Origin of the sequence: Sphingobium amiense (genome assembly GCF_003967075.1) — a bacterium.
GTDB classification, from domain to species: domain Bacteria; phylum Pseudomonadota; class Alphaproteobacteria; order Sphingomonadales; family Sphingomonadaceae; genus Sphingobium; species Sphingobium amiense.
Genome location: NZ_AP018664.1, coordinates 2,589,942 through 2,606,941, shown reverse-complemented (window position 1 = coordinate 2,606,941; position 17,000 = coordinate 2,589,942). Strand labels below are relative to the sequence as shown.

Sequence of the window (17,000 nt, the reverse complement as noted above, 5' to 3'; positions counted from 1 at the left end):
GGGGACAGCCATGATGAACAATCTCTATCTTCTCGCGACGCTGGCCGGCACGCGGATCGCCGTGGAAGCGTGCGAGGTCGAAGCGGTGGTGCGCCTGACCGACATATCGCCGGTGCCGGGCATGGGGCCGCATGTGGCCGGGCTTTCCGCGCTGCGCAGCCGGGTGCTGACGATCATTGATGTGGCGGCGCTGATCCACGGACATCCGACCCCGGTGCAGGACCGGGGGCTTGCCATCATCGCCAACATCAGCGGCCACAGCTATGGCCTGATGGTCGACGCCGTGTCCGATATCAGCCATGTGCCCGGCGGCGAAGTGCCGTTGCGTGGACAGTTGTCGGCGGCGTGGGCGCCCCATGCGCGCGCCATCGTCGAGCATGACGGCCATCCCTGGTTGCTGGTGTCGCTGGCCGCTTTCATCGAAGGCAACAGCCTGCCGCAGGCGGCGTAAATCCCCACCATCGCGTTTACCAAATCCTCGCTATTGGCTGCTAGGCCGTTCGCACGGCACATAAAGCTAAGGGACGCCTCATGAAGAACTGCCTCGTCGTCGACGACTCGAAGGTTATCCGCAAGGTCGCCCGACACATATTGGAATCGCTCGACCTGACGGTCAGCGAGGCGGTGGACGGTCAGGATGCGCTGACGCAGTGCGAAGCATCCGCGCCCGATGTTGTCCTGCTCGACTGGAACATGCCGGTGATGAGCGGGATGGAGTTCCTTCAGGCGCTTTCGACCGCGAATGTCGCGGCGCGGCCAAAGATCATTTTCTGCACCACCGAAAACGGCATCAGCCACATCAAGGCGGCGGTGGAAGCGGGCGCGGACGAATATGTCATGAAGCCTTTCGACCGCGAAACGCTGGAGAGCAAACTGGCCATAGTGGGCGTGATCTGATCCGCCGCCGCCGGGCTGTCAGACAAGTCCGGCCTTCGCCTGCCTTCGCACCCTGGACTTCTGCCATGACCGTGAGCGCATATTCCACCGCTTCCTTCCGCGACAGCCAGCCGCCCGTCCGCGTGCTGGTGGTGGACGATTCGGTTGTGGTGCGCACGGTGATGGAGCGCATTCTGAGCGACAAGCCCGGCTTCGCCGTCGTCCAGAAGGCGAGCAATGCCGAGCTGGCGCTGGCGTTTCTGGCGCAGCAGGACGTCGATCTGGTCCTGCTGGACATCGAGCTTCCCGGCCAGAGCGGCATGGCGGTCCTGCCGCAGATTCTTTCGATGCGGCCTAACGCCAAGGTCGTCGTTCTGTCGGGCAAGTGCGAGGAAGGAAGCGCCGCTGCCGTCGAGGCGCTCGCGCTCGGCGCCAGCGACATTCTTTCCAAACCGGGCAGCGGCAGCTTTGGCGAGCAGTTTCCCGAAGAACTGATCGGACGGCTTGCGCGCCTGTTCGGCGACCGGCCGATGCCGCATGCGCCGGCCAGACCGCCCCGGCCCGTCGTCGCGACGCCGGCTGCCGAACCGCTCGCCTGTCTCGGCATCGGCGCATCGACCGGCGGCATTCATGCGCTCGGCCAGTTGCTCGGCGGGCTGAAGGCGCCGCTGGGCGTTCCGGTGCTGTTGACCCAGCATCTGCCCGCGAGCTTCACGGTCTATTTCGCGCAGCAGCTTGCCCGTATGACGGCGATGCGCGTCAAGGTGGCGCAGACCGGCGACCTGCTGAACGCCGATACGCTCTATGTCGCGCCGGGCGACGCCAATCTCCAGATCCGGCGGGGGCTGCATGGAAGGGTGCATGTGGCGCTCAACACGCAGCGCACGCCTTCGGGCAATCTTCCGGGCGTCGATCCCATGTTCTCCGCCATGGCCGAAGCCTATGGCGCAGGCTCGGCAGGCATCGTGCTGACCGGCATGGGGCGCGACGGGACGACCGGCGCGCGGGACATCGTGACGGCCGGGGGATGGGTCGTTGCACAGGATGAAGCAAGCAGCGTGGTGTGGGGCATGCCGGGGTCCGTCGCGGGCGCCGGGCTCACCTGCGCGATCATGGAACCGGGAGCGATGATGGGTTATGTTGCGCAACGCGGGCGGGTGGCCGCCTGATGAACGATCCGCAGACTCCGTCCGACGCCTTTCGCGGCACCGCGCAGATCTTCACGCGCCTGCTGGAAGCCCGGACGGGGCAGACCCTGTCGGAAAGCCGCGCGTGGCGGATGGAAACCGCGCTGCGTCCGGTTCTGCGCGCGCACGACCTGCGCGACGTGCAGGAACTGGCGACGAAGATATTGAGCCGGCGCAGCCCAGCGCTGGAAGATGCGGTGATCGACGCGCTGCTCAACAATGAGAGCAGCTTCTTCCGCGATCTCCAGATATTCGACATGATCCATCGCCATGTCCTGCCCCGCATCCGCGAGGAGCGGCAGGATCGCACGCTGCGCATCTGGAGCGCGGGCTGTTCGACCGGGCAGGAAGCCTATTCGCTGGCCATCCGCCTGCGCAACGAGGCTGCGCGCTGGGAAGGGTGGCGGATCGAGATACTGGCGACCGACATTTCGACCGCCGCCATCACGCAGGCGCGGGCGGGGCTGTTTTCGCAGATCGACGTGCAGCGCGGGCTGGGCGTCGGCGACCTCATCAAATGGTTCGAACCGCAGGGCGACGACTGGCGCGCAAGCGACGAATTGCGCCGGATGATCGACTTCAGGCAGGACAATCTGTTCGACGCGAAAGCGCCTTCGGGCGCATATGACCTGCTGCTGTGCCGCAACGTGCTGCTCTATTTCTCGCCCGAGCGGCGCAGGGCGGTGCTCAGCCTGCTGGCGAACCATAGTCATGACCGCTCCGTCCTGTTGCTGGGCGCGGGAGAAACCGTCATCGGGCAGGGCGACATGTTCGTGCCGCATGGCGACTATCGGGGCGCCTATGCCCCGAAATCCGGTTCCCTCGACCGTTCGGACGGTCTGGCGCTCCGCTTCGGCTAGGCCGTCGTATCGCTTGATTGCCGGGTCTGTCTCCGCCATGGTCGGGCTGGTTCGGGCAAAGGGCGCGACCGATCGCACTGCGGGAAATGACTGGCCTATCGCGATGACCGACATGCCGATGATCGAGACGCCGTCTCCCAATTATGATGACCGCAGCCTGCCGATCACCATGCTGGTGCTGCACTATACCGGGATGCCGGACGCCGCGAGCGCGATCAACTGGCTCGCGAACCCGGAATCGAAGGTGTCGGCTCATTATGTCGTGACCGAGGACGGGCAGATCATCCATATGGTCGACGAAGAAAGGCGCGCCTGGCACGCGGGGCGGTCGCACTGGCGCGGCATCGACGACATCAATTCCGCCAGCATCGGCATAGAGATCGTCAATCCGGGGCATGAGTGGGGCTATCGTCCCTTTCCCGAAGCGCAGATGGGGTCGCTGATCCCGCTGGTCCACGACATCGTGACGCGCCGCGGGATCACGCGCGGCAACATCGTAGGTCACAGCGACATCGCGCCCGCGCGCAAGCAGGACCCTGGCGAGCTGTTTCCATGGGGCCAGCTCGCGCGGCTGCGGCTGGCGCTCCCGCGGCCGACCAAGAACCTCATGGACCCGCACTGGACCGACAGCGGCTTCATGCTGGCGCTGGAACGGTTCGGATATGACATCGCCGATCCGCAGGCGGCGGTCGTCGCATTTCAGCGGCGCTTCCGCCCCGAGCGGATGGACGGCGTGATCGACGGCGAATGCCGCGCCATCCTGCTGGCGCTGCTCCTGCCCAAGCCGCAGGGTGACGATTAAGCGGGATGACTAAAGCATTGCGACGCGCTAAGGCCTGCTCTGCCAGAGGGCCGGGCGGCCGCGGCGTGGCGGGTAACTTCCACGGCGAGGAAAGTCCGGGCTTCACGAAATGACGGTGCCGGCTAACGGCCGGCTGGAGTGATCCAAGGGACAGTGCAACAGAAAGCAGGTCGCTCAGGTTTCGACCCAGTGACATTGAAAGGGTGCGGTAAGAGCGCACCGCGCCCCCGGCAACGGGCGGCGGCACGGTAAACCCCACCGGAAGCAAGACCGAATAGGGGCGGCGCGCAGCGGCAACGCTGCTAGGCTTGTTTCGGCCGAGACCGTCCGGGTTGGTTGCTGGAGGGGCGGAGCAATCCGTCCCCTAGAGGAATGGTCGCCTATCCCCGAAAGGGGTGGACAGAACCCGGCTTACAGGCTCTCTGGCATTTTTCCCCTGAAGACAGCGCGGCGCGGGCTGGCCTTTTGCCAGGGCAGTCCCTACTCTTTACCGATGGCAAGACAGAGCCGATCCAACGACTGGGGCTTTCCCCGCTGGCGCAGCTATGGTGCGGCGCGCGAAGCGCAGCAGGTGCGGCTGTGCGACCGGCATGGCTGCGACAGGCCCGGCGACTGCCCCGCGCCCAAATCGCCCAACAGCCCGGAACGCTGGTATTTCTGCAGCGACCATGCGGGCGAATATAACCGGAACTGGGATTATTTTCAGGGACTGGACGCCGAGGAACGCGAGCAGCGCGCGCGGGCCGAGCGGAGGGACGCGGGCGGATACCAGTCGAGCGCCTATCATGGCTGGGGCGGGCCGGGCGACGGCACCCGCTCGCGCGACGAGCTTCATGCGCTGAAGGCGCTGGAGCTGGAGGACGACGCCGATTTCGAGGCGGTGAAGAAGAGCTGGCGGCGGCTGGCCAAGGAAAATCACCCGGACGTGAAGCCGGGCGACGCACAGGCGGCGGTGCGGTTCCAGACGATTCAGGCAGCCTATGAAGTGCTGCGCTCTGCCGAAGAGCGAAGGACATGGAAGCCGCGGGGGGACGCGGATTGAAGGATCATGTCCGTGCCAACTGGCGCAATGTCGTGCTGGTGTGCCGCAAATGTTCCAAGAAGATCGACGGCGGCTTCGGTCCCGATGGCGACGAGCGGCTGGCCAGGGCGCTCCGTCGGCACCTTTCACTCAAGAAGGGGCGCAAGGCGGCAGCGGGGATCGTCGAGGTCGGCTGCCTTGGCGTCTGCCCCAAGGGGGCGGTGACGGTGGTCGATGGCGCGGACAGCCGCGAATGGGTGCTGGTGCGCCCCGGCGCCGATCTGGATGAGCTGGCGGGGACGCTGCATCTTGGAGAGAATGCGCGCGCCTGACAATGAAAAGGGCGGCGTGTCGCCACGCCGCCCCTTCGCTTTTCATGCCCTGAGGGGGCGCACTCAGCCCTGCTGGTCGGCGCGGCTGACGCCCTGACCGTCGAGATTCTGGGCCGCGAAGTCCCAGTTGATCGCTTCCTTGAGCACGCGCTCCGCATAGTTGGGGCGCGCGTTGCGATAGTCGATATAATAGGCATGTTCCCACACATCGAGGATCAGCAGCGGCGTGTGGCCTTCGTGCGCGACGGGCGTGTCGGCGTCGTGATAGCTGGTGACTTCGAGCTTGCCGTCCTTGAGGATCAGCGCGGCCCAGCCGCTGGCGAAATGGCCCACGGCCTCCGCCTTCAGCTTGTCGATCAGCGCGTCGACCGAACCGAAGGCTTCGTTGATCTTCGTCAGCAGTTCGCCCGATGGCTGCGTCTTGGCAGGGCTGAGCGAGTGCCAATAGAAAGTGTGGTTCCAGATCTGGCCCACCTGATTGAACAGGCCGCCCTTGGACGACTTGATGAGTTCGACCAGCGACTTGCCCTGAAGCGAGGCGTCGGCGGCGACCAGCTCGTTCGCCTTCACAACATAGGCATTGTGGTGCTTGCCATGGTGATAGTCGAAGGTTTCGGCGGACAGAATGTCGCCGAAGGCGTCCTTGGCATAGGGCAGGTCGGGCAGAACAAAGGCCATGGCGGAACTCCTCGGTTTCGTTATGGGGCGGCCGCTCAACGGACGGAGCGAGCCAATGGTTCAATGATGCCGGCGTGGCTGCAAGCCTGCCGCGCCCCCCATATGCGCTCCCTTTCGCGGATTGGAAGGGTAATGTGCCTATTGCGAAACGATTGCAGAAACCGGCGGCGCGCCTCAGCCTTGCGGGGGGCTGGTCTCGCCGATCTCGTCGGCCTTGGCTTCGTCCCCCAGCGTCAGGCCATGGCGCATCAGCATGGGCAGATTTGCGGCGGCGAAGACCACCGACACGATGGTGACGCCCCACACCTTGACCGCGAGCCACGCGTCGAAGCTCATCGTGCGGCGCATGACTTCGTTGGCGATGGCCATGGCGACGAAGAAAAGCGCCCAGTTGCGCGACAGTTTCATCCAGCCTTCATGCGTCAGCCCGTCATAGGCGGCCTGAAGCAGCACCTTGAGTAGCGGCTGGCCGCGCACCAGCCCGGCGAATAGCATCATCGCGAAGAAAGCGTAGATGATCGTCGGTTTGATCTGGATGAAGGTTTCGTCGTGGAAATAGAGGGTCAGGCCGCCGAAGAAGAGGATCAGCAGCGCCGAGAGCCACAGCATCGGCGACACACGGCCCAGCTTCACCTTCGACACGATGACGGCGACGACGATCGCGGCCATGAAGGCGGCGGTGCCGATGCTCATCGCGGTGATCGGATTGCCCGCGCCGAAGAACCAGCCCGCGCCCTTGTAGCTGAGGAAGAAGACAAGCAGCGGCCCGAAATCGAGCGCGAGACTCAATGTGCCGCCATGGGCGGGCGCTTTGGGAGGCAGGGCTTCAGCGGGCATAGGCCGTGCCCGCAATGGCCTTGGCCATGTCGCCCGGATCGAAGGGGCGCAGATCCTTGATCTTTTCGCCGACGCCGATGGCGTGGATGGGCAGGCGATATTTCTCCGCCGCCGCGACCAGCACGCCGCCGCGCGCCGTGCCGTCGAGCTTCGTCATGACGAGGCCCGTCACCTGCGCGGTTTCCTTGAAGACTTCGATCTGGTTCAACGCATTCTGTCCCGTGGTCGCATCGAGAACCAGCACAACGTCGTGCGGGGCGGCGGGGTTCAATCGGCCGAGCACACGGCGGACCTTGGCGAGCTCGTCCATCAGTTCTGTCTTGTTCTGGAGGCGCCCTGCGGTATCGACGATGAGCACGTCGATACCCGTGGCGGTCGCCTGCTTCACGGCATCGAATACGATCCCCGCCGCGTCCCCGCCTTCCTTGCCTGCGACGATGGGGACGCCGAGGCGTTCGGCCCATATCTTGAGCTGCCCGATGGCCGCCGCGCGGAAGGTGTCGCCCGCCGCCAGCATCACGCCATAATCCTGCTCCAGGAAATTATTGGCGAGCTTGGCGATGGTGGTGGTCTTGCCCGATCCGTTGACGCCGATGACGAGGATCACCTGCGGGCGGGGGAACGCCTCGATCTCCAGCGGGCGGGCGACGGGGGCCAGCACCTTTTCGATCTCTTCGGCGATGATCTCGCGCAGATATTCCTCGGTGATCTCGCGATTGTAGCGGCCCGCCGCCAGCCGGTCGCGCACGCGCGCGGCCATGGCGGGGCCGAGGTCGGTCATGATGAGCGCTTCCTCGATCTCGTCGAGGGTCCGGTCGTCGAGCGCGGCCTTGAACAGGCCGGACAGATTCTCGCCGAGCCGGTCGGATGTGCGGCGGAGACCCCCGAAGAGACGGTCGCGCCAACTGCTGCCAGTATTTTCGGTCATTATGCCGCCTCTTGCGCCAACAGGACGCCCTTCTCAAGCCCCGTGATGGCCGCCGTCACGATGGTGGAGGGCGTCTGCGGCGTCGAAAAGCAGACGGGCGCGAAATTTTCGGCGTGGCCGGTGAGACCGCTGCGCTCGACCAGCACATTCTGGGTCGTGCCGGTGAGGCTCGCGAGCCAGCCCGAGCGCCGGGCGGCGCAGGCGTCGCGGAGGCGCGCGGCGCGGGCCTTTATGGTGGCGCGGTCGACCTGAGGCATCCGGGCGGCGGGTGTGCCTTCGCGCGGGGAGTAGGGGAAGATATGGCCGTGAACGATGTCGCAGTCTTCGATCAGCGACAGGCTGTTTTCGAACATCGCCTCGTCTTCGGTCGGGAAGCCGGCGATGATGTCCGCGCCGATGCTGATGTCGGGGCGGGCGGCCTTGAGCCGCCGGACAATGGCGACCGCGTCGGCGCGGCTGTGGCGGCGCTTCATGCGCTTCAGGATCATGTCGTCGCCCGCCTGAAGCGAGAGATGAACGTGCGGCATCATGCGCGGGTGATGGGCGAGGAGGTCGAACAGCCGCTCGTCCATCTCCACGCTGTCGATGGAGGAGAGGCGCAGGCGCGGCAGGTCGGGCACGCCCTTCAGGATGCGCTCGACCAGCAGGCCGAGCGACGGGCTGCCGGGCAGGTCAGGTCCGTAACTGGTGACATCGACGCCTGTCAGCACGATTTCCCGATAGCCCGCATCGACCAGTTCCCGCGCCTTGCCGATCACAGCGCCTGCGGGGACCGAGCGGCTGTTACCCCGGCCATAAGGGATGATGCAGAAGGTGCAGCGATGGTCGCAGCCATTCTGCACTTCCAGGAAAGCGCGGGCATGATCGGCAAAGGCGCTGGCCAGATGCGGCGCGGTGTCGCGCACGGTCATGATGTCGGCGACCTTCACGCGGTCGGTGGCGGGCAGGAAGGACGCGGCGTCCATCTTCTCCCGATTGCCGATCACGCCGTCCACTTCGGCCATGGCGGCGAAGCTCTGCGGCTCTGTCTGCGCGGCGCAGCCGGTGACGAGGATGCGGGCGTCGGGGCGCTCGCGGCGGGCGCGGCGGATCGCCTGCCGCGTCTGGCGCACGGCCTGCGCGGTGACGGCGCAGCTATTGACGACGATAAGGTCGTCCTGATCCGCCGCCAACTGTCGGATCGCCTCGCTCTCCGCGATGTTGAGGCGGCAGCCCATGGTGATGATCTGCGGCCCGCTCATCAGAAGCGGGACCAGTCGGCCTCGCCATCGAAGACATGGGTGGCGGGGCCGGTCATCTGGATATGGCCGCGCGGCGTCCAGCCGATGAGGAGGTCGCCGCCCGGCAGGCTGACCGTGACGGGGCCGGTCATGAGCTTCCGCCGGATCGCCGCGACGGCGGTGGCGCAGGCTCCGGTGCCGCAGGCGCGGGTGAGGCCCGCGCCGCGTTCCCAGACGACAAGGCGGATGTGATTTTCGCCCACGACCTGCGCGAAGTTGACGTTGACGCGCGCCGGGAAGAGCGGGTCATGCTCGATCAGCGGACCGAGCCGGTCGAAGTTCACACCGTCGAGAGCGTCCACGAAGAAGACGACATGGGGATTGCCGACATTGACGGCGGCGGGGGCGGGCAGGTCTTCCCAGCTTGCCGCCATCGTCAGCGTGTCCATCGGGTATGCGAGAGGGATAGCATCCCATTCGAAGCGCGGCGCGCCCATGTCGACGCTGGCGCCGCCGTCGATCAGGCGCGCGTCGAGCAGGCCCGCCTGCGTGCGGATGGTGACATCGCGGCCCACGAACAGCGGCACGCAGCGGGTCGCGTTGCCGCACGCCTCGACCTCGCTGCCGTCGGCGTTGAAGATGCGCATGGAGACATCGGCGTCCGCAGCTTCGCCGATGACGATCAACTGGTCGCAGCCGATCCCGGCATGGCGGTCGGCGATGGCGCGGGCGCGCGCCTCGCTCATGGCGAGCGGGGCGGAGCGCGCGTCGATCACGACGAAGTCGTTGCCGAGGCCATGCATTTTGGAAAAGCGTCCCATGATGGGCGCGCATGTACTGCGGATCGGGCAAAAAGGCCAGCCGCGCCGCTGCGGAGGGTGCGGCTGGCCGGTGCGCTTATTTGAGGATGACCTCACCCCACAGCATCGACCCCACCAGCGTGCGGAACTTGCCGCGGTCCCCGCTTTCCTGATCGAGCGTCTGGAGCGACTTCTTCTGCCAGGCGAGATAGGCGTCGCGCTGCTTCATCGCTGCCTGCGCGTTGGGCATGTCGGCGTAGGTGACCATCAGGTAGAGGTCCGGTTCGCCCTCACGCGGGTAGAGATTGCTCATGACCTTGTAGCTCTTGATCCAGCCCTGCGACTTGGCGAATTCCTGCTGCTTCTTCCATTCGGTCGCGAGGAACTGGGTGTAGGCGGTGTCGCCGCCCGGCAGCACCTTGATCATCGACACATCGGTGAAGTCGCCTGGATCGGCGGGGTAGGTCTGCGCCAGCAGCGGCGCGGCGCAGGTCAGGGCAGCGGCCATCAGGCCGGCGCGCAACATCGTCTTCATGAAATCACCCCTTGCTTGAAGCGCGGCTGGCGAGCCTGCCAGACGCATCCGCGCCAGCGGCCAGCGACCTCTTATAATGAGTCGCGGACGGGGACGTTGGGGAGATTATCAGCCGTGGAGAGTAGAGCAATGTTTATTGCTGGCGTGTTTCCTGTTTGGTTGTGCAGCATCATTTAATGCTCTACTACAAAAGAAACCCTGAAGGTCTGCACGGATTTGACTGGCTTGCCAAATTCATCCTTGAGTGCGGTAGCATCCTGCATGCGAACTTGCATACAAGCAACATCCACCAAGCCGCCCATTCCAATGTCTGCTGGCGTTCTGGAACAACCTGTCACCTTGCCTGCGGCGTCGATGGCCACGGCGACGGTCACGGTCTTCTCTTTTGCGCCACGGGGCAAGCTACGAACATTCAAAGTCAGGTCGGGTGGCCATTTGAGTGACCAGTTAAATTGCCCTTGCCATAAGATAGCGCCGATGATCACGCCGTATCGTACAACCCCTTGCTCATCAGTCGCAGGTTTGTAGCTCGCACCGCTCATGCCCTCGCATGTTTGTCGGTCCAGTTCGGCTGACCCGCTCGAATGAAGCAATGTGCAATCATAAGGCTTGCCATCGGCTGACACGAGAAGCCGGTAAATTGTTACGCCTTCTTCACCTGCTTCCAAAGTTTCCTTAGGGAATTGCAACTTGGGAATCCAGCTCTTGACTTTGGTCGGCGCTGGCGGGGTCACTAGCCCGCCTTATTCACCAAAAGTGTCCTGAAGGGTTGGCGGGAGTGGCGTAAGCCTCTGATCTGAATTAGGAACTGGGTGTCTAAGCCGAACCTGCCGCAGGGCAGAAAATGCCACGGGCCACACCCGCCATGAACGATGATATCGCAAGCTCATTTGGATTCCCAGCAGTCGGCCGCAAGAAAATCACAGCTGCGTTCGACGGTGGCCGGCTTACCTCGGATGGCGGTGTTCTACTGCTTGCACAGGCCGAGCGCGCGATGGGGATTTGCCAGCGCCTGGCGGCTTGTATTGCCGATCCGCGCGATCCAGCGCGGGTGATCCATCGCCTGGATGACATTCTGCGTGCCCGTGTGTTCGCGATTGCGTGCGGCTATGAGGATGCCGATGATCTCGATGCTCTGCGCGACGATCCAGGCTTCCGCCTGGCGCTCGGCAAGCTGCCGGAATCGGGCGCGGGGCTGGCCAGCCAACCGACGATGAGCCGGTGGGAAAATGCACCGACTACGCGCGAACTGGCCAGCATGATGGCCGCGATGATCGACATCTACTGCGCCAGCTATCCCGCCCCTCCGACAGCGGTCACGCTGGATATCGACGACACGTGCGACGTCGTGCATGGCTATCAACAGCTCTCGTTCTGGAACGGGCATCATGGGGAGCGCTGCTTCCTACCGATCCATATCTACGACACCGCGACCGGCAGGCCGGTGGCCATGCTGCTGCGCACAGGCAAGACGCCTTCTGGAAAGGAGGCGGCGGGGCACATCCGACGCCTGGTGCGTCACCTGCGCCGTAATTGGCCCGATACCCACATCACTATCCGCGGCGACGGGCACTATGGTCGACCCGAGGTCATGGCCTACTGCGATGCGGCCCGCGTCGATTACGTGTTCGGCCTGCCCACCAATTCAGCGCTGCGCGCCGATCCCGCCATTGTTGCGGTCGCCGATGCCTGCGCGGTCAAGCGCGCCCAGCGTCAGTGTCCCGTCCTGCGCAACTATGCCGAGACCCGCTATGGGGCAAAGACCTGGAAGTGCCAGCGTCGCGTCGTTGCACGGATCGAGGCCAGCACGCTGGGCATGGACATCCGCTATGTCGTCACCTCGTTGGCAACAGGATCGGCCGAGCACATCTACGACACGCTCTACTGCGCGCGTGGTCAGGCCGAGAACCTGATCAAGCGCCACAAGTCCCAGCTCGCCAGCGACCGAACCTCGTGCCGCTCGGCCAATGCCAATCAGATGCGCCTGATACTGCACACTGCCGCATACTGGCTGCTATGGCGCATCCAGCAGGCGATGCCCAGGACCGCTGCTCTGGCAAGCGCGGAGTTTACCACCTTGCGCCTGCGGCTGCTCAAGGTCGCTGCGCGCGTCGTAGAAAGTGCTAGCCGCATCCGCATTGCCTTCGCTTCCGCCTGTCCGGATGCCGACCTGTTCCGCGCCCTCGTTCTCCGGCTGAAGCCTGCGCCGACGTAGCCCATGCGGCAGCGCCGCAGAACTCCGAGCCCAGCCCTTCAACCCGAAAAGCCCATCAATCCGAATGCGGTGAAACAAACGCCAGCGATGCCGGTCGTCCGCGCAATACAGCCAGCCGCAGCAAATGCCCAGAGCGGACCCGAAACCGAGCGTCGTGAATAAGAGAGGCTAGAGCAGCCGCCAGAATGAAAGGCATCATTTCATCCGATCCTTATCTAAGGCCACGGCAGCCTTGCGCTGCCCGTAGAGGAAATAGACGAGCAGCCCCACCGCGTTCCACGCCGCGCAGGCGAGGATGGTCTTCACGGGTAAGCTCATGAAAAGATAGGCGCAGCCCGCGACCGCGCCGATGCCGACGACCCAGGCGGCGGGCGTGCGGAACGGGCGGCGCAGGTCCGGCGCGCGGCGGCGCAGGACGAGGAGGCAGAGGCCCACCGCGGCAAAGGCGATCAGCGTGCCCGCGTTCGCCAGCGCCGCGATCTCGTCGATGGGGAGCAGGCCCGCGATGACCGCCACCAGCACCGCCGTGACGGCGGTGATGCGCGCGGGCGTTCCGCGCTTCGAGATGTGGGCGAGGCTCTGCGGGAGGAAGCCGTCGCGCGCCATGACCAGGAAGATGCGGCTCTGCCCGTAGAGGAAGCCGAGCAGCACGGTCGGCAGCGCGATGACGGCGGCGATGGCGACGACGCGCGCGACGCCGCCCTGACCCATTTCGCGCAGGATGAGCGCGAGCGGCTCGGGGCTGTCGGCGAAGCGGATGAAGGGCATGGCGCCGATGGCGGCGGCGGCGACGAGGACGTAGATCAGCGTGCAGACGATCAGCGATCCGACGATCCCGATGGCAAGGTCGCGGTCCGGGTTCTTCGCTTCCTCCGCCGCCGTGGAGATGGCGTCGAAACCGTAGAAAGCGAAGAAGATGATCGCGGCCGCCGCCATCACCCCGCGCTCCACCCCGTCCGGCCCCATATGCTTGGCGAAACCGAAAGGCATGAAGGGTTCGAGGTTCGCCGTGTCGAAGGCGGGCAGGGCGTAGGCGACGAAGAGGCTCAGCGTCACGATCTTGATGAGAACGAGGATGGTGTTGAGGCGGGCGCTTTCCTTCGTGCCGACCATCAGCAGCCCGGCGACGACCGCGATGATGAAGATGGCGGGCAGGTTGACGATGCCGCCCAGCTCCGGCCCCCGGGTGAGCGCCTCCGGGAAGCCGAGCGGGGTCAGCAGCGGCCCGGCATAGCCTGACCAGCCCACCGCCACCGTCGAGACGACGAGGCTATATTCGAGGATGAGGGACCAGCCGACGATCCACGCAATCCCTTCGCCCAGCACGACATAGGAGTAGCTGTAGGCGCTGCCCGCTGCGGGCATCATCGTCGAGAGTTCGGCATAGGCGAGCGCGGCGCAGGCGCAGATCGCGCCCGCTATGGCGAAGGAGAGGAGGACGGCCGGCCCGGCCCGGTCCGCGCCGACACCGATCAGCGTCAGGATGCCCGTCCCCACAATTGCGCCGACGCCGAGCGCGAGCAGGTGCGGCCATGACAGGGTGCGGGCGAGCCGGTGCCCGCTCTCCTGCGGCACCATCGCCTCCATCGGCTTGCGGCGTGTCCAGCTCATCGCGGTCGGCTCCCCTCTGCTTTCCCCTTAGCTTCGCATATTTCCCGCACAATGCGACATAAAATTGCGCGGGGGCGATCCTATCGGAAAGTGGGGGCTTGGCCGCGGCATTGTGGATCACAGCTTAGCAACGAGGGGCCGGATAGGAGAGGCTCAGGCACCGTGGGTCATCCGCAACCGTCATCCCGGCCTTGAGCCGGGGTCCCGCTTTTCATGGGGGCAGAAGCGGGATGCCGGGTCAAGCCCGGCATGACGAAGGGGTAGCCGGAGTCGACCATTTATTGCCGGTTGATAGGCCTTAGCGGGCTTCCTGATAGCTGACATCAAGCGATAAGGCTAAAGCGGCAGAAGGAGACTACCATGCAGACCGTCGAACTGTTCGAGAAAGATGAGATGACGCCCCTTTTTCAAGGCGATTTCTCCTTTTTGCCCCGGATAGGGGAATATATCTCCAAGGACGCGGGAGGATATTTTAACCACTACAACGTGGTTGAGGTCTGGCACCGTGAAGAGGGCGCAACTGGCGTCTTTCGAGCGTGCATTCGTGTCGAAATCAACGACTAGGCCTTAACCGAGGATAGGTGGCAGCCGACCATTAGGAGACATTCCGGTCCCGAACGAACGCATTCCATGCAGCGTCCCGATCTTCTAGCTTTTCCTTTCGTCTTCGGATCAACGCTCTCACGGAAAGCCATAGAGCCAAAAGGCCGACAATGACTCCGACGACAATCAGCACAGGCTTTGGAACGGGAATAATGCGCGACGCAGCTAAACCCAAAGCGCCTCCCGCCATCAGGAACTTGTCTGTTTTGGTGTATGATCTCGCCATTCTACAGGCCTCCGCAGAGCCATGTAGCGTCTCTGAGTTAATGACCGCTTTCCACCCAAGTCCGTTACCCACCCTCCCGCTTGCCATTCCCCCCGCTTTCCCCTAAGGGCACCCCCAGCATCGGGCGGCGTGCCGTTCGACTCTGACGACTCCAGGACGCCCAGATGGGGCATCGGATGGACGCTGGCCGGCGAGGTTTCGCCCGCCGGCGATTTTGTCGTTTGGGGATGCAAGGGTTTTTAAGCGGGGCGGGACGCTCCGGTTTTGAGGTGGTGATGTTCGATTCGCTCAGCGATCGTCTAGGCGGGGTCTTCGACAAGCTGCGGGGGCGCGGTGCGCTCACGGAGGACGATGTCCGCGCCGCGATGCGCGAGGTGCGGATCGCGCTGCTCGAAGCCGACGTCGCGCTGCCGGTGGTGCGCCAGTTCGTCGATCAGGCGACCGAGCGCGCGGTGGGCAGCGACGTGCTGCGCTCCGTCACGCCCGGCCAGATGGTCGTCAAGATCGTCTCCGACACGCTGACCGAAACGCTGGGGTCGGAAAGCAGCGACCTGCTGATCGACGTGACGCCGCCCGCCGTCATCATGATGGTGGGCCTTCAGGGGTCGGGCAAGACGACCTCCACCGCCAAGATCGCCAGGCGGCTGAAGGAAAAAGAGCGCAAGAAGGTGCTGATGGCGTCGCTCGACGTGCAGCGCCCGGCCGCGCAGGAGCAGTTGGCGGTGCTCGGCACGCAGACCGATGTCGCGACGCTGCCCATCGTTCCGGGGCAGCAGCCGGTCGAGATCGCGAAGCGCGCGCTCCAGTCGGCGAAGCTGCAGGGCTTCGACGTGGTGATGCTCGACACGGCGGGCCGCCTCCATGTCGATCAGGCGCTGATGGACGAGATGAAGGCGGTCGCCGATGTGGCGAATCCGGCGGAAATCCTGCTTGTCGTCGACTCGCTGACGGGGCAGGACGCCGTCAATGTTGCGACCAGCTTTACCGCGCAGGTGCCGCTGACCGGCGTCGTTCTGACGCGGATGGACGGCGATGCGCGCGGCGGCGCGGCGCTGTCGATGCGCGCGGTCACGGGCCGCCCGATCAAGTTCGCGGGCACGGGCGAGAAGCTCGACGCGCTCGAACCCTTCCACCCCGCGCGCGTGGCGCAGCGCATCCTCGGCATGGGCGATGTCGTGTCGCTGGTGGAGCGCGCGGCGGAAACCATCGACGCGGAAGAAGCCGACAAGCTCGCCAAGAAGATGGCGAAGGGTCAGTTCGACATGAACGACCTGCGCATGCAGCTCAACCAGATGCGCCGCATGGGTGGGCTTGGCGCGCTGGCGGGCATGCTGCCGGGCCTCAAGAAGGCGCAGGCGGCGATGGCGGCGAGCGGGGCGAACGACAAGACGCTGATCCATCTGGACGCCATGATCGGCTCCATGACGCCCAAGGAGCGGGAAAAGCCCGCGCTCATCAACGCCAAGCGCAAGATCCGCATCGCCAAGGGCGCGGGCCGCACCGTGCAGGACGTCAACAAGCTCCTGAAAATGCATCAGGAGATGGAAACGGCGATGAAGAAAATCCGCAAGATGGGCGGATTGAAGGGTCTCGCCAAGATGTTCGGCGGCGGGGGCATGGGTGGTCTGGGCGGCCTTGGCGGGCCGGAGGGCGGATCGCCGCCCGACCTGTCGGGGCTTGGCGGCCTGGGCGGCGCCATGCCCAAGCTGCCGCCCGGCTTTCAGAATTTCATGAAGAAGTAATCCGTTTCAAATCATTGAATAGTAAGTAGAAAGGCAAGAATTTCATGGCAACCTCCATCCGTCTGTCGCGCGGCGGCTCCAAGAAGCGTCCCTATTACCGCATCGTTGTGGCCGACAGCCGCGCGCCGCGTGACGGCAAGTTCATCGAGCGTATCGGCAGCTACAACCCGCAGCTCCCCAAGGGCGACGAAAAGCGCGTGATCCTCGACACCGAGCGCGCGAAGCACTGGGTCGAAGCCGGCGCGCAGCCGACCGACCGTGTCGCCCGCTTCCTCGACGCCGCGGGCGTGAAGGAGCGCGCCGCGCGCAACAACCCCAAGAAGGCCGAGCCGGGCCAGAAGGCCAAGGAACGCGCCGAAGATCGCGCCGCGAAGCTGGCCGAGGCCGAAGAAGCCCGCAAGGCTGCCGAAGAAGCCGCCAGCGCCCCGGCCGAAGCGCCTGCCGAGGAAGCCGCTCCTGTTGAGGAAGCTGCCGCCGAAGACGCCGCTCCCGCCGAGGAAGCCGCCGCCGAGCAGGCCGAGGGCTGA

At 65.0% G+C, this 17,000-nt stretch carries 19 protein-coding genes and 1 other RNA gene; 12 read left to right on the top strand and 8 right to left on the bottom strand.

Annotated features, from left to right (window positions below; all coding sequences use genetic code 11):
• Nucleotides 1–13: 13 nt before the first annotated feature.
• The 8 genes from SAMIE_RS12630 (at nt 14) to SAMIE_RS12595 (ending at nt 5,078) form a co-directional block, all read left to right on the top strand.
• Entirely contained in the window at nt 14–451 is a 438-nt protein-coding gene (locus SAMIE_RS12630; protein ID WP_066702569.1) for a chemotaxis protein CheW, read from the top strand.
• Nucleotides 452–531: 80 nt separating this feature from the next.
• Nucleotides 532–897, top strand: a complete 366-nt coding sequence (locus SAMIE_RS12625; RefSeq protein ID WP_066702465.1) for a response regulator — start codon at nt 532–534, stop codon at nt 895–897.
• Nucleotides 898–962: 65 nt separating this feature from the next.
• Nucleotides 963–2,045, top strand: coding sequence for a chemotaxis protein CheB (locus SAMIE_RS12620; protein ID WP_066702464.1), 1,083 nt, complete (start codon nt 963–965; stop codon nt 2,043–2,045).
• The gene (locus tag SAMIE_RS12615; RefSeq protein WP_066702463.1) at nt 2,045–2,923 is read left to right on the top strand and encodes a CheR family methyltransferase; all 879 of its coding nucleotides are present in this window, start codon (nt 2,045–2,047) and stop codon (nt 2,921–2,923) included. Before SAMIE_RS12620 ends, SAMIE_RS12615 begins: the two co-directional genes overlap by 1 nt.
• Before the next feature lie 103 nt (nt 2,924–3,026).
• Nucleotides 3,027–3,725, top strand: a complete 699-nt coding sequence (locus tag SAMIE_RS12610; RefSeq protein WP_066702567.1) for an N-acetylmuramoyl-L-alanine amidase — start codon at nt 3,027–3,029, stop codon at nt 3,723–3,725.
• Nucleotides 3,726–3,767: 42 nt separating this feature from the next.
• Nucleotides 3,768–4,155, top strand: an RNA gene (gene rnpB / locus SAMIE_RS12605) — RNase P RNA component class A.
• Between the two features lie 63 nt (nt 4,156–4,218).
• A complete protein-coding gene (locus SAMIE_RS12600) occupies nt 4,219–4,767 on the top strand; it encodes a J domain-containing protein (RefSeq protein ID WP_066702462.1) in 549 nt (182 codons plus the stop codon).
• Nucleotides 4,740–5,078: a hypothetical protein gene (locus tag SAMIE_RS12595; RefSeq protein ID WP_066702461.1), complete on the top strand. Its 339-nt coding sequence runs from the start codon at nt 4,740–4,742 to the stop codon at nt 5,076–5,078. The genes SAMIE_RS12600 and SAMIE_RS12595 overlap by 28 nt, the downstream gene beginning before the upstream one ends.
• A 63-nt stretch (nt 5,079–5,141) precedes the next feature.
• On the opposite strand, the gene SAMIE_RS12590 is transcribed toward SAMIE_RS12595, so the two are convergent.
• The 7 genes from SAMIE_RS12590 to SAMIE_RS12560 all read right to left on the bottom strand — a co-directional run bounded on the left by SAMIE_RS12590 (nt 5,142) and on the right by SAMIE_RS12560 (nt 10,810).
• Complete coding sequence (locus SAMIE_RS12590) at nt 5,142–5,756, bottom strand: superoxide dismutase (protein WP_066702458.1); 615 nt, start codon at nt 5,754–5,756, stop codon at nt 5,142–5,144.
• Between the two features lie 174 nt (nt 5,757–5,930).
• A complete protein-coding gene (gene ispZ, locus SAMIE_RS12585) occupies nt 5,931–6,593 on the bottom strand; it encodes a septation protein IspZ (protein WP_066702455.1) in 663 nt (220 codons plus the stop codon).
• A complete protein-coding gene (ftsY, locus tag SAMIE_RS12580) occupies nt 6,583–7,521 on the bottom strand; it encodes a signal recognition particle-docking protein FtsY (RefSeq protein WP_066702453.1) in 939 nt (312 codons plus the stop codon). The genes ispZ and ftsY overlap by 11 nt, the downstream gene beginning before the upstream one ends.
• Nucleotides 7,521–8,762 carry a tRNA (N(6)-L-threonylcarbamoyladenosine(37)-C(2))-methylthiotransferase MtaB gene (gene mtaB, locus SAMIE_RS12575; RefSeq protein WP_066702450.1) on the bottom strand — a complete coding sequence of 414 codons (1,242 nt, stop codon included), beginning with the start codon at nt 8,760–8,762 and terminating at the stop codon, nt 7,521–7,523. Before mtaB ends, ftsY begins: the two co-directional genes overlap by 1 nt.
• Nucleotides 8,762–9,562, bottom strand: a complete 801-nt coding sequence (gene dapF / locus SAMIE_RS12570; RefSeq protein WP_066702448.1) for a diaminopimelate epimerase — start codon at nt 9,560–9,562, stop codon at nt 8,762–8,764. The genes mtaB and dapF overlap by 1 nt, the downstream gene beginning before the upstream one ends.
• A 76-nt stretch (nt 9,563–9,638) precedes the next feature.
• Entirely contained in the window at nt 9,639–10,076 is a 438-nt protein-coding gene (locus SAMIE_RS12565) for a hypothetical protein (protein ID WP_066702446.1), read from the bottom strand.
• A gap of 173 nt (nt 10,077–10,249) precedes the next feature.
• On the bottom strand, nt 10,250–10,810 hold the full coding sequence (locus SAMIE_RS12560; protein WP_126516829.1) for an energy transducer TonB: 561 nt from the start codon (nt 10,808–10,810) through the stop codon (nt 10,250–10,252).
• Nucleotides 10,811–10,941: 131 nt separating this feature from the next.
• Here SAMIE_RS12560 and SAMIE_RS12555 point away from each other — a divergent pair, with 131 nt between their 5' ends.
• Nucleotides 10,942–12,291: an IS1380-like element ISSp1 family transposase gene (locus SAMIE_RS12555; protein WP_013039775.1), complete on the top strand. Its 1,350-nt coding sequence runs from the start codon at nt 10,942–10,944 to the stop codon at nt 12,289–12,291.
• Between the two features lie 195 nt (nt 12,292–12,486).
• Here the strand turns inward: SAMIE_RS12555 and SAMIE_RS12545 are convergent, their stop codons facing one another.
• Nucleotides 12,487–13,902, bottom strand: coding sequence for an amino acid permease (locus SAMIE_RS12545; RefSeq protein WP_066702641.1), 1,416 nt, complete (start codon nt 13,900–13,902; stop codon nt 12,487–12,489).
• Nucleotides 13,903–14,262: 360 nt separating this feature from the next.
• On the opposite strand from SAMIE_RS12545, the gene SAMIE_RS12540 reads away from it, so the two are divergent.
• The 3 genes from SAMIE_RS12540 to rpsP all read left to right on the top strand — a co-directional run bounded on the left by SAMIE_RS12540 (nt 14,263) and on the right by rpsP (nt 17,000).
• Nucleotides 14,263–14,466 (top strand): hypothetical protein, encoded by a 204-nt coding sequence (locus SAMIE_RS12540; RefSeq protein WP_066702644.1) that lies wholly within the window; start codon nt 14,263–14,265, stop codon nt 14,464–14,466.
• A gap of 540 nt (nt 14,467–15,006) precedes the next feature.
• Nucleotides 15,007–16,473, top strand: coding sequence for a signal recognition particle protein (gene ffh / locus SAMIE_RS12535; protein WP_174522251.1), 1,467 nt, complete (start codon nt 15,007–15,009; stop codon nt 16,471–16,473).
• Nucleotides 16,474–16,517: 44 nt separating this feature from the next.
• Nucleotides 16,518–17,000: a 30S ribosomal protein S16 gene (rpsP, locus tag SAMIE_RS12530; protein WP_066702647.1), complete on the top strand. Its 483-nt coding sequence runs from the start codon at nt 16,518–16,520 to the stop codon at nt 16,998–17,000.

Coding starts and splice junctions, on each gene's coding strand:
- SAMIE_RS12630 (WP_066702569.1), top strand. CDS start 14: ATGAACAATCTCTATCTTCTCGCGACGCTGGCCGGCACGCGGATCGCC.
- SAMIE_RS12625 (WP_066702465.1), top strand. CDS start 532: ATGAAGAACTGCCTCGTCGTCGACGACTCGAAGGTTATCCGCAAGGTC.
- SAMIE_RS12620 (WP_066702464.1), top strand. CDS start 963: ATGACCGTGAGCGCATATTCCACCGCTTCCTTCCGCGACAGCCAGCCG.
- SAMIE_RS12615 (WP_066702463.1), top strand. CDS start 2,045: ATGAACGATCCGCAGACTCCGTCCGACGCCTTTCGCGGCACCGCGCAG.
- SAMIE_RS12610 (WP_066702567.1), top strand. CDS start 3,027: ATGACCGACATGCCGATGATCGAGACGCCGTCTCCCAATTATGATGAC.
- SAMIE_RS12600 (WP_066702462.1), top strand. CDS start 4,219: ATGGCAAGACAGAGCCGATCCAACGACTGGGGCTTTCCCCGCTGGCGC.
- SAMIE_RS12595 (WP_066702461.1), top strand. CDS start 4,740: ATGGAAGCCGCGGGGGGACGCGGATTGAAGGATCATGTCCGTGCCAAC.
- SAMIE_RS12590 (WP_066702458.1), bottom strand. CDS start 5,756: ATGGCCTTTGTTCTGCCCGACCTGCCCTATGCCAAGGACGCCTTCGGC.
- ispZ (WP_066702455.1), bottom strand. CDS start 6,593: ATGCCCGCTGAAGCCCTGCCTCCCAAAGCGCCCGCCCATGGCGGCACA.
- ftsY (WP_066702453.1), bottom strand. CDS start 7,521: ATGACCGAAAATACTGGCAGCAGTTGGCGCGACCGTCTCTTCGGGGGT.
- mtaB (WP_066702450.1), bottom strand. CDS start 8,762: ATGAGCGGGCCGCAGATCATCACCATGGGCTGCCGCCTCAACATCGCG.
- dapF (WP_066702448.1), bottom strand. CDS start 9,562: ATGGGACGCTTTTCCAAAATGCATGGCCTCGGCAACGACTTCGTCGTG.
- SAMIE_RS12565 (WP_066702446.1), bottom strand. CDS start 10,076: ATGAAGACGATGTTGCGCGCCGGCCTGATGGCCGCTGCCCTGACCTGC.
- SAMIE_RS12555 (WP_013039775.1), top strand. CDS start 10,942: ATGAACGATGATATCGCAAGCTCATTTGGATTCCCAGCAGTCGGCCGC.
- SAMIE_RS12545 (WP_066702641.1), bottom strand. CDS start 13,902: ATGAGCTGGACACGCCGCAAGCCGATGGAGGCGATGGTGCCGCAGGAG.
- SAMIE_RS12540 (WP_066702644.1), top strand. CDS start 14,263: ATGCAGACCGTCGAACTGTTCGAGAAAGATGAGATGACGCCCCTTTTT.
- ffh (WP_174522251.1), top strand. CDS start 15,007: ATGTTCGATTCGCTCAGCGATCGTCTAGGCGGGGTCTTCGACAAGCTG.
- rpsP (WP_066702647.1), top strand. CDS start 16,518: ATGGCAACCTCCATCCGTCTGTCGCGCGGCGGCTCCAAGAAGCGTCCC.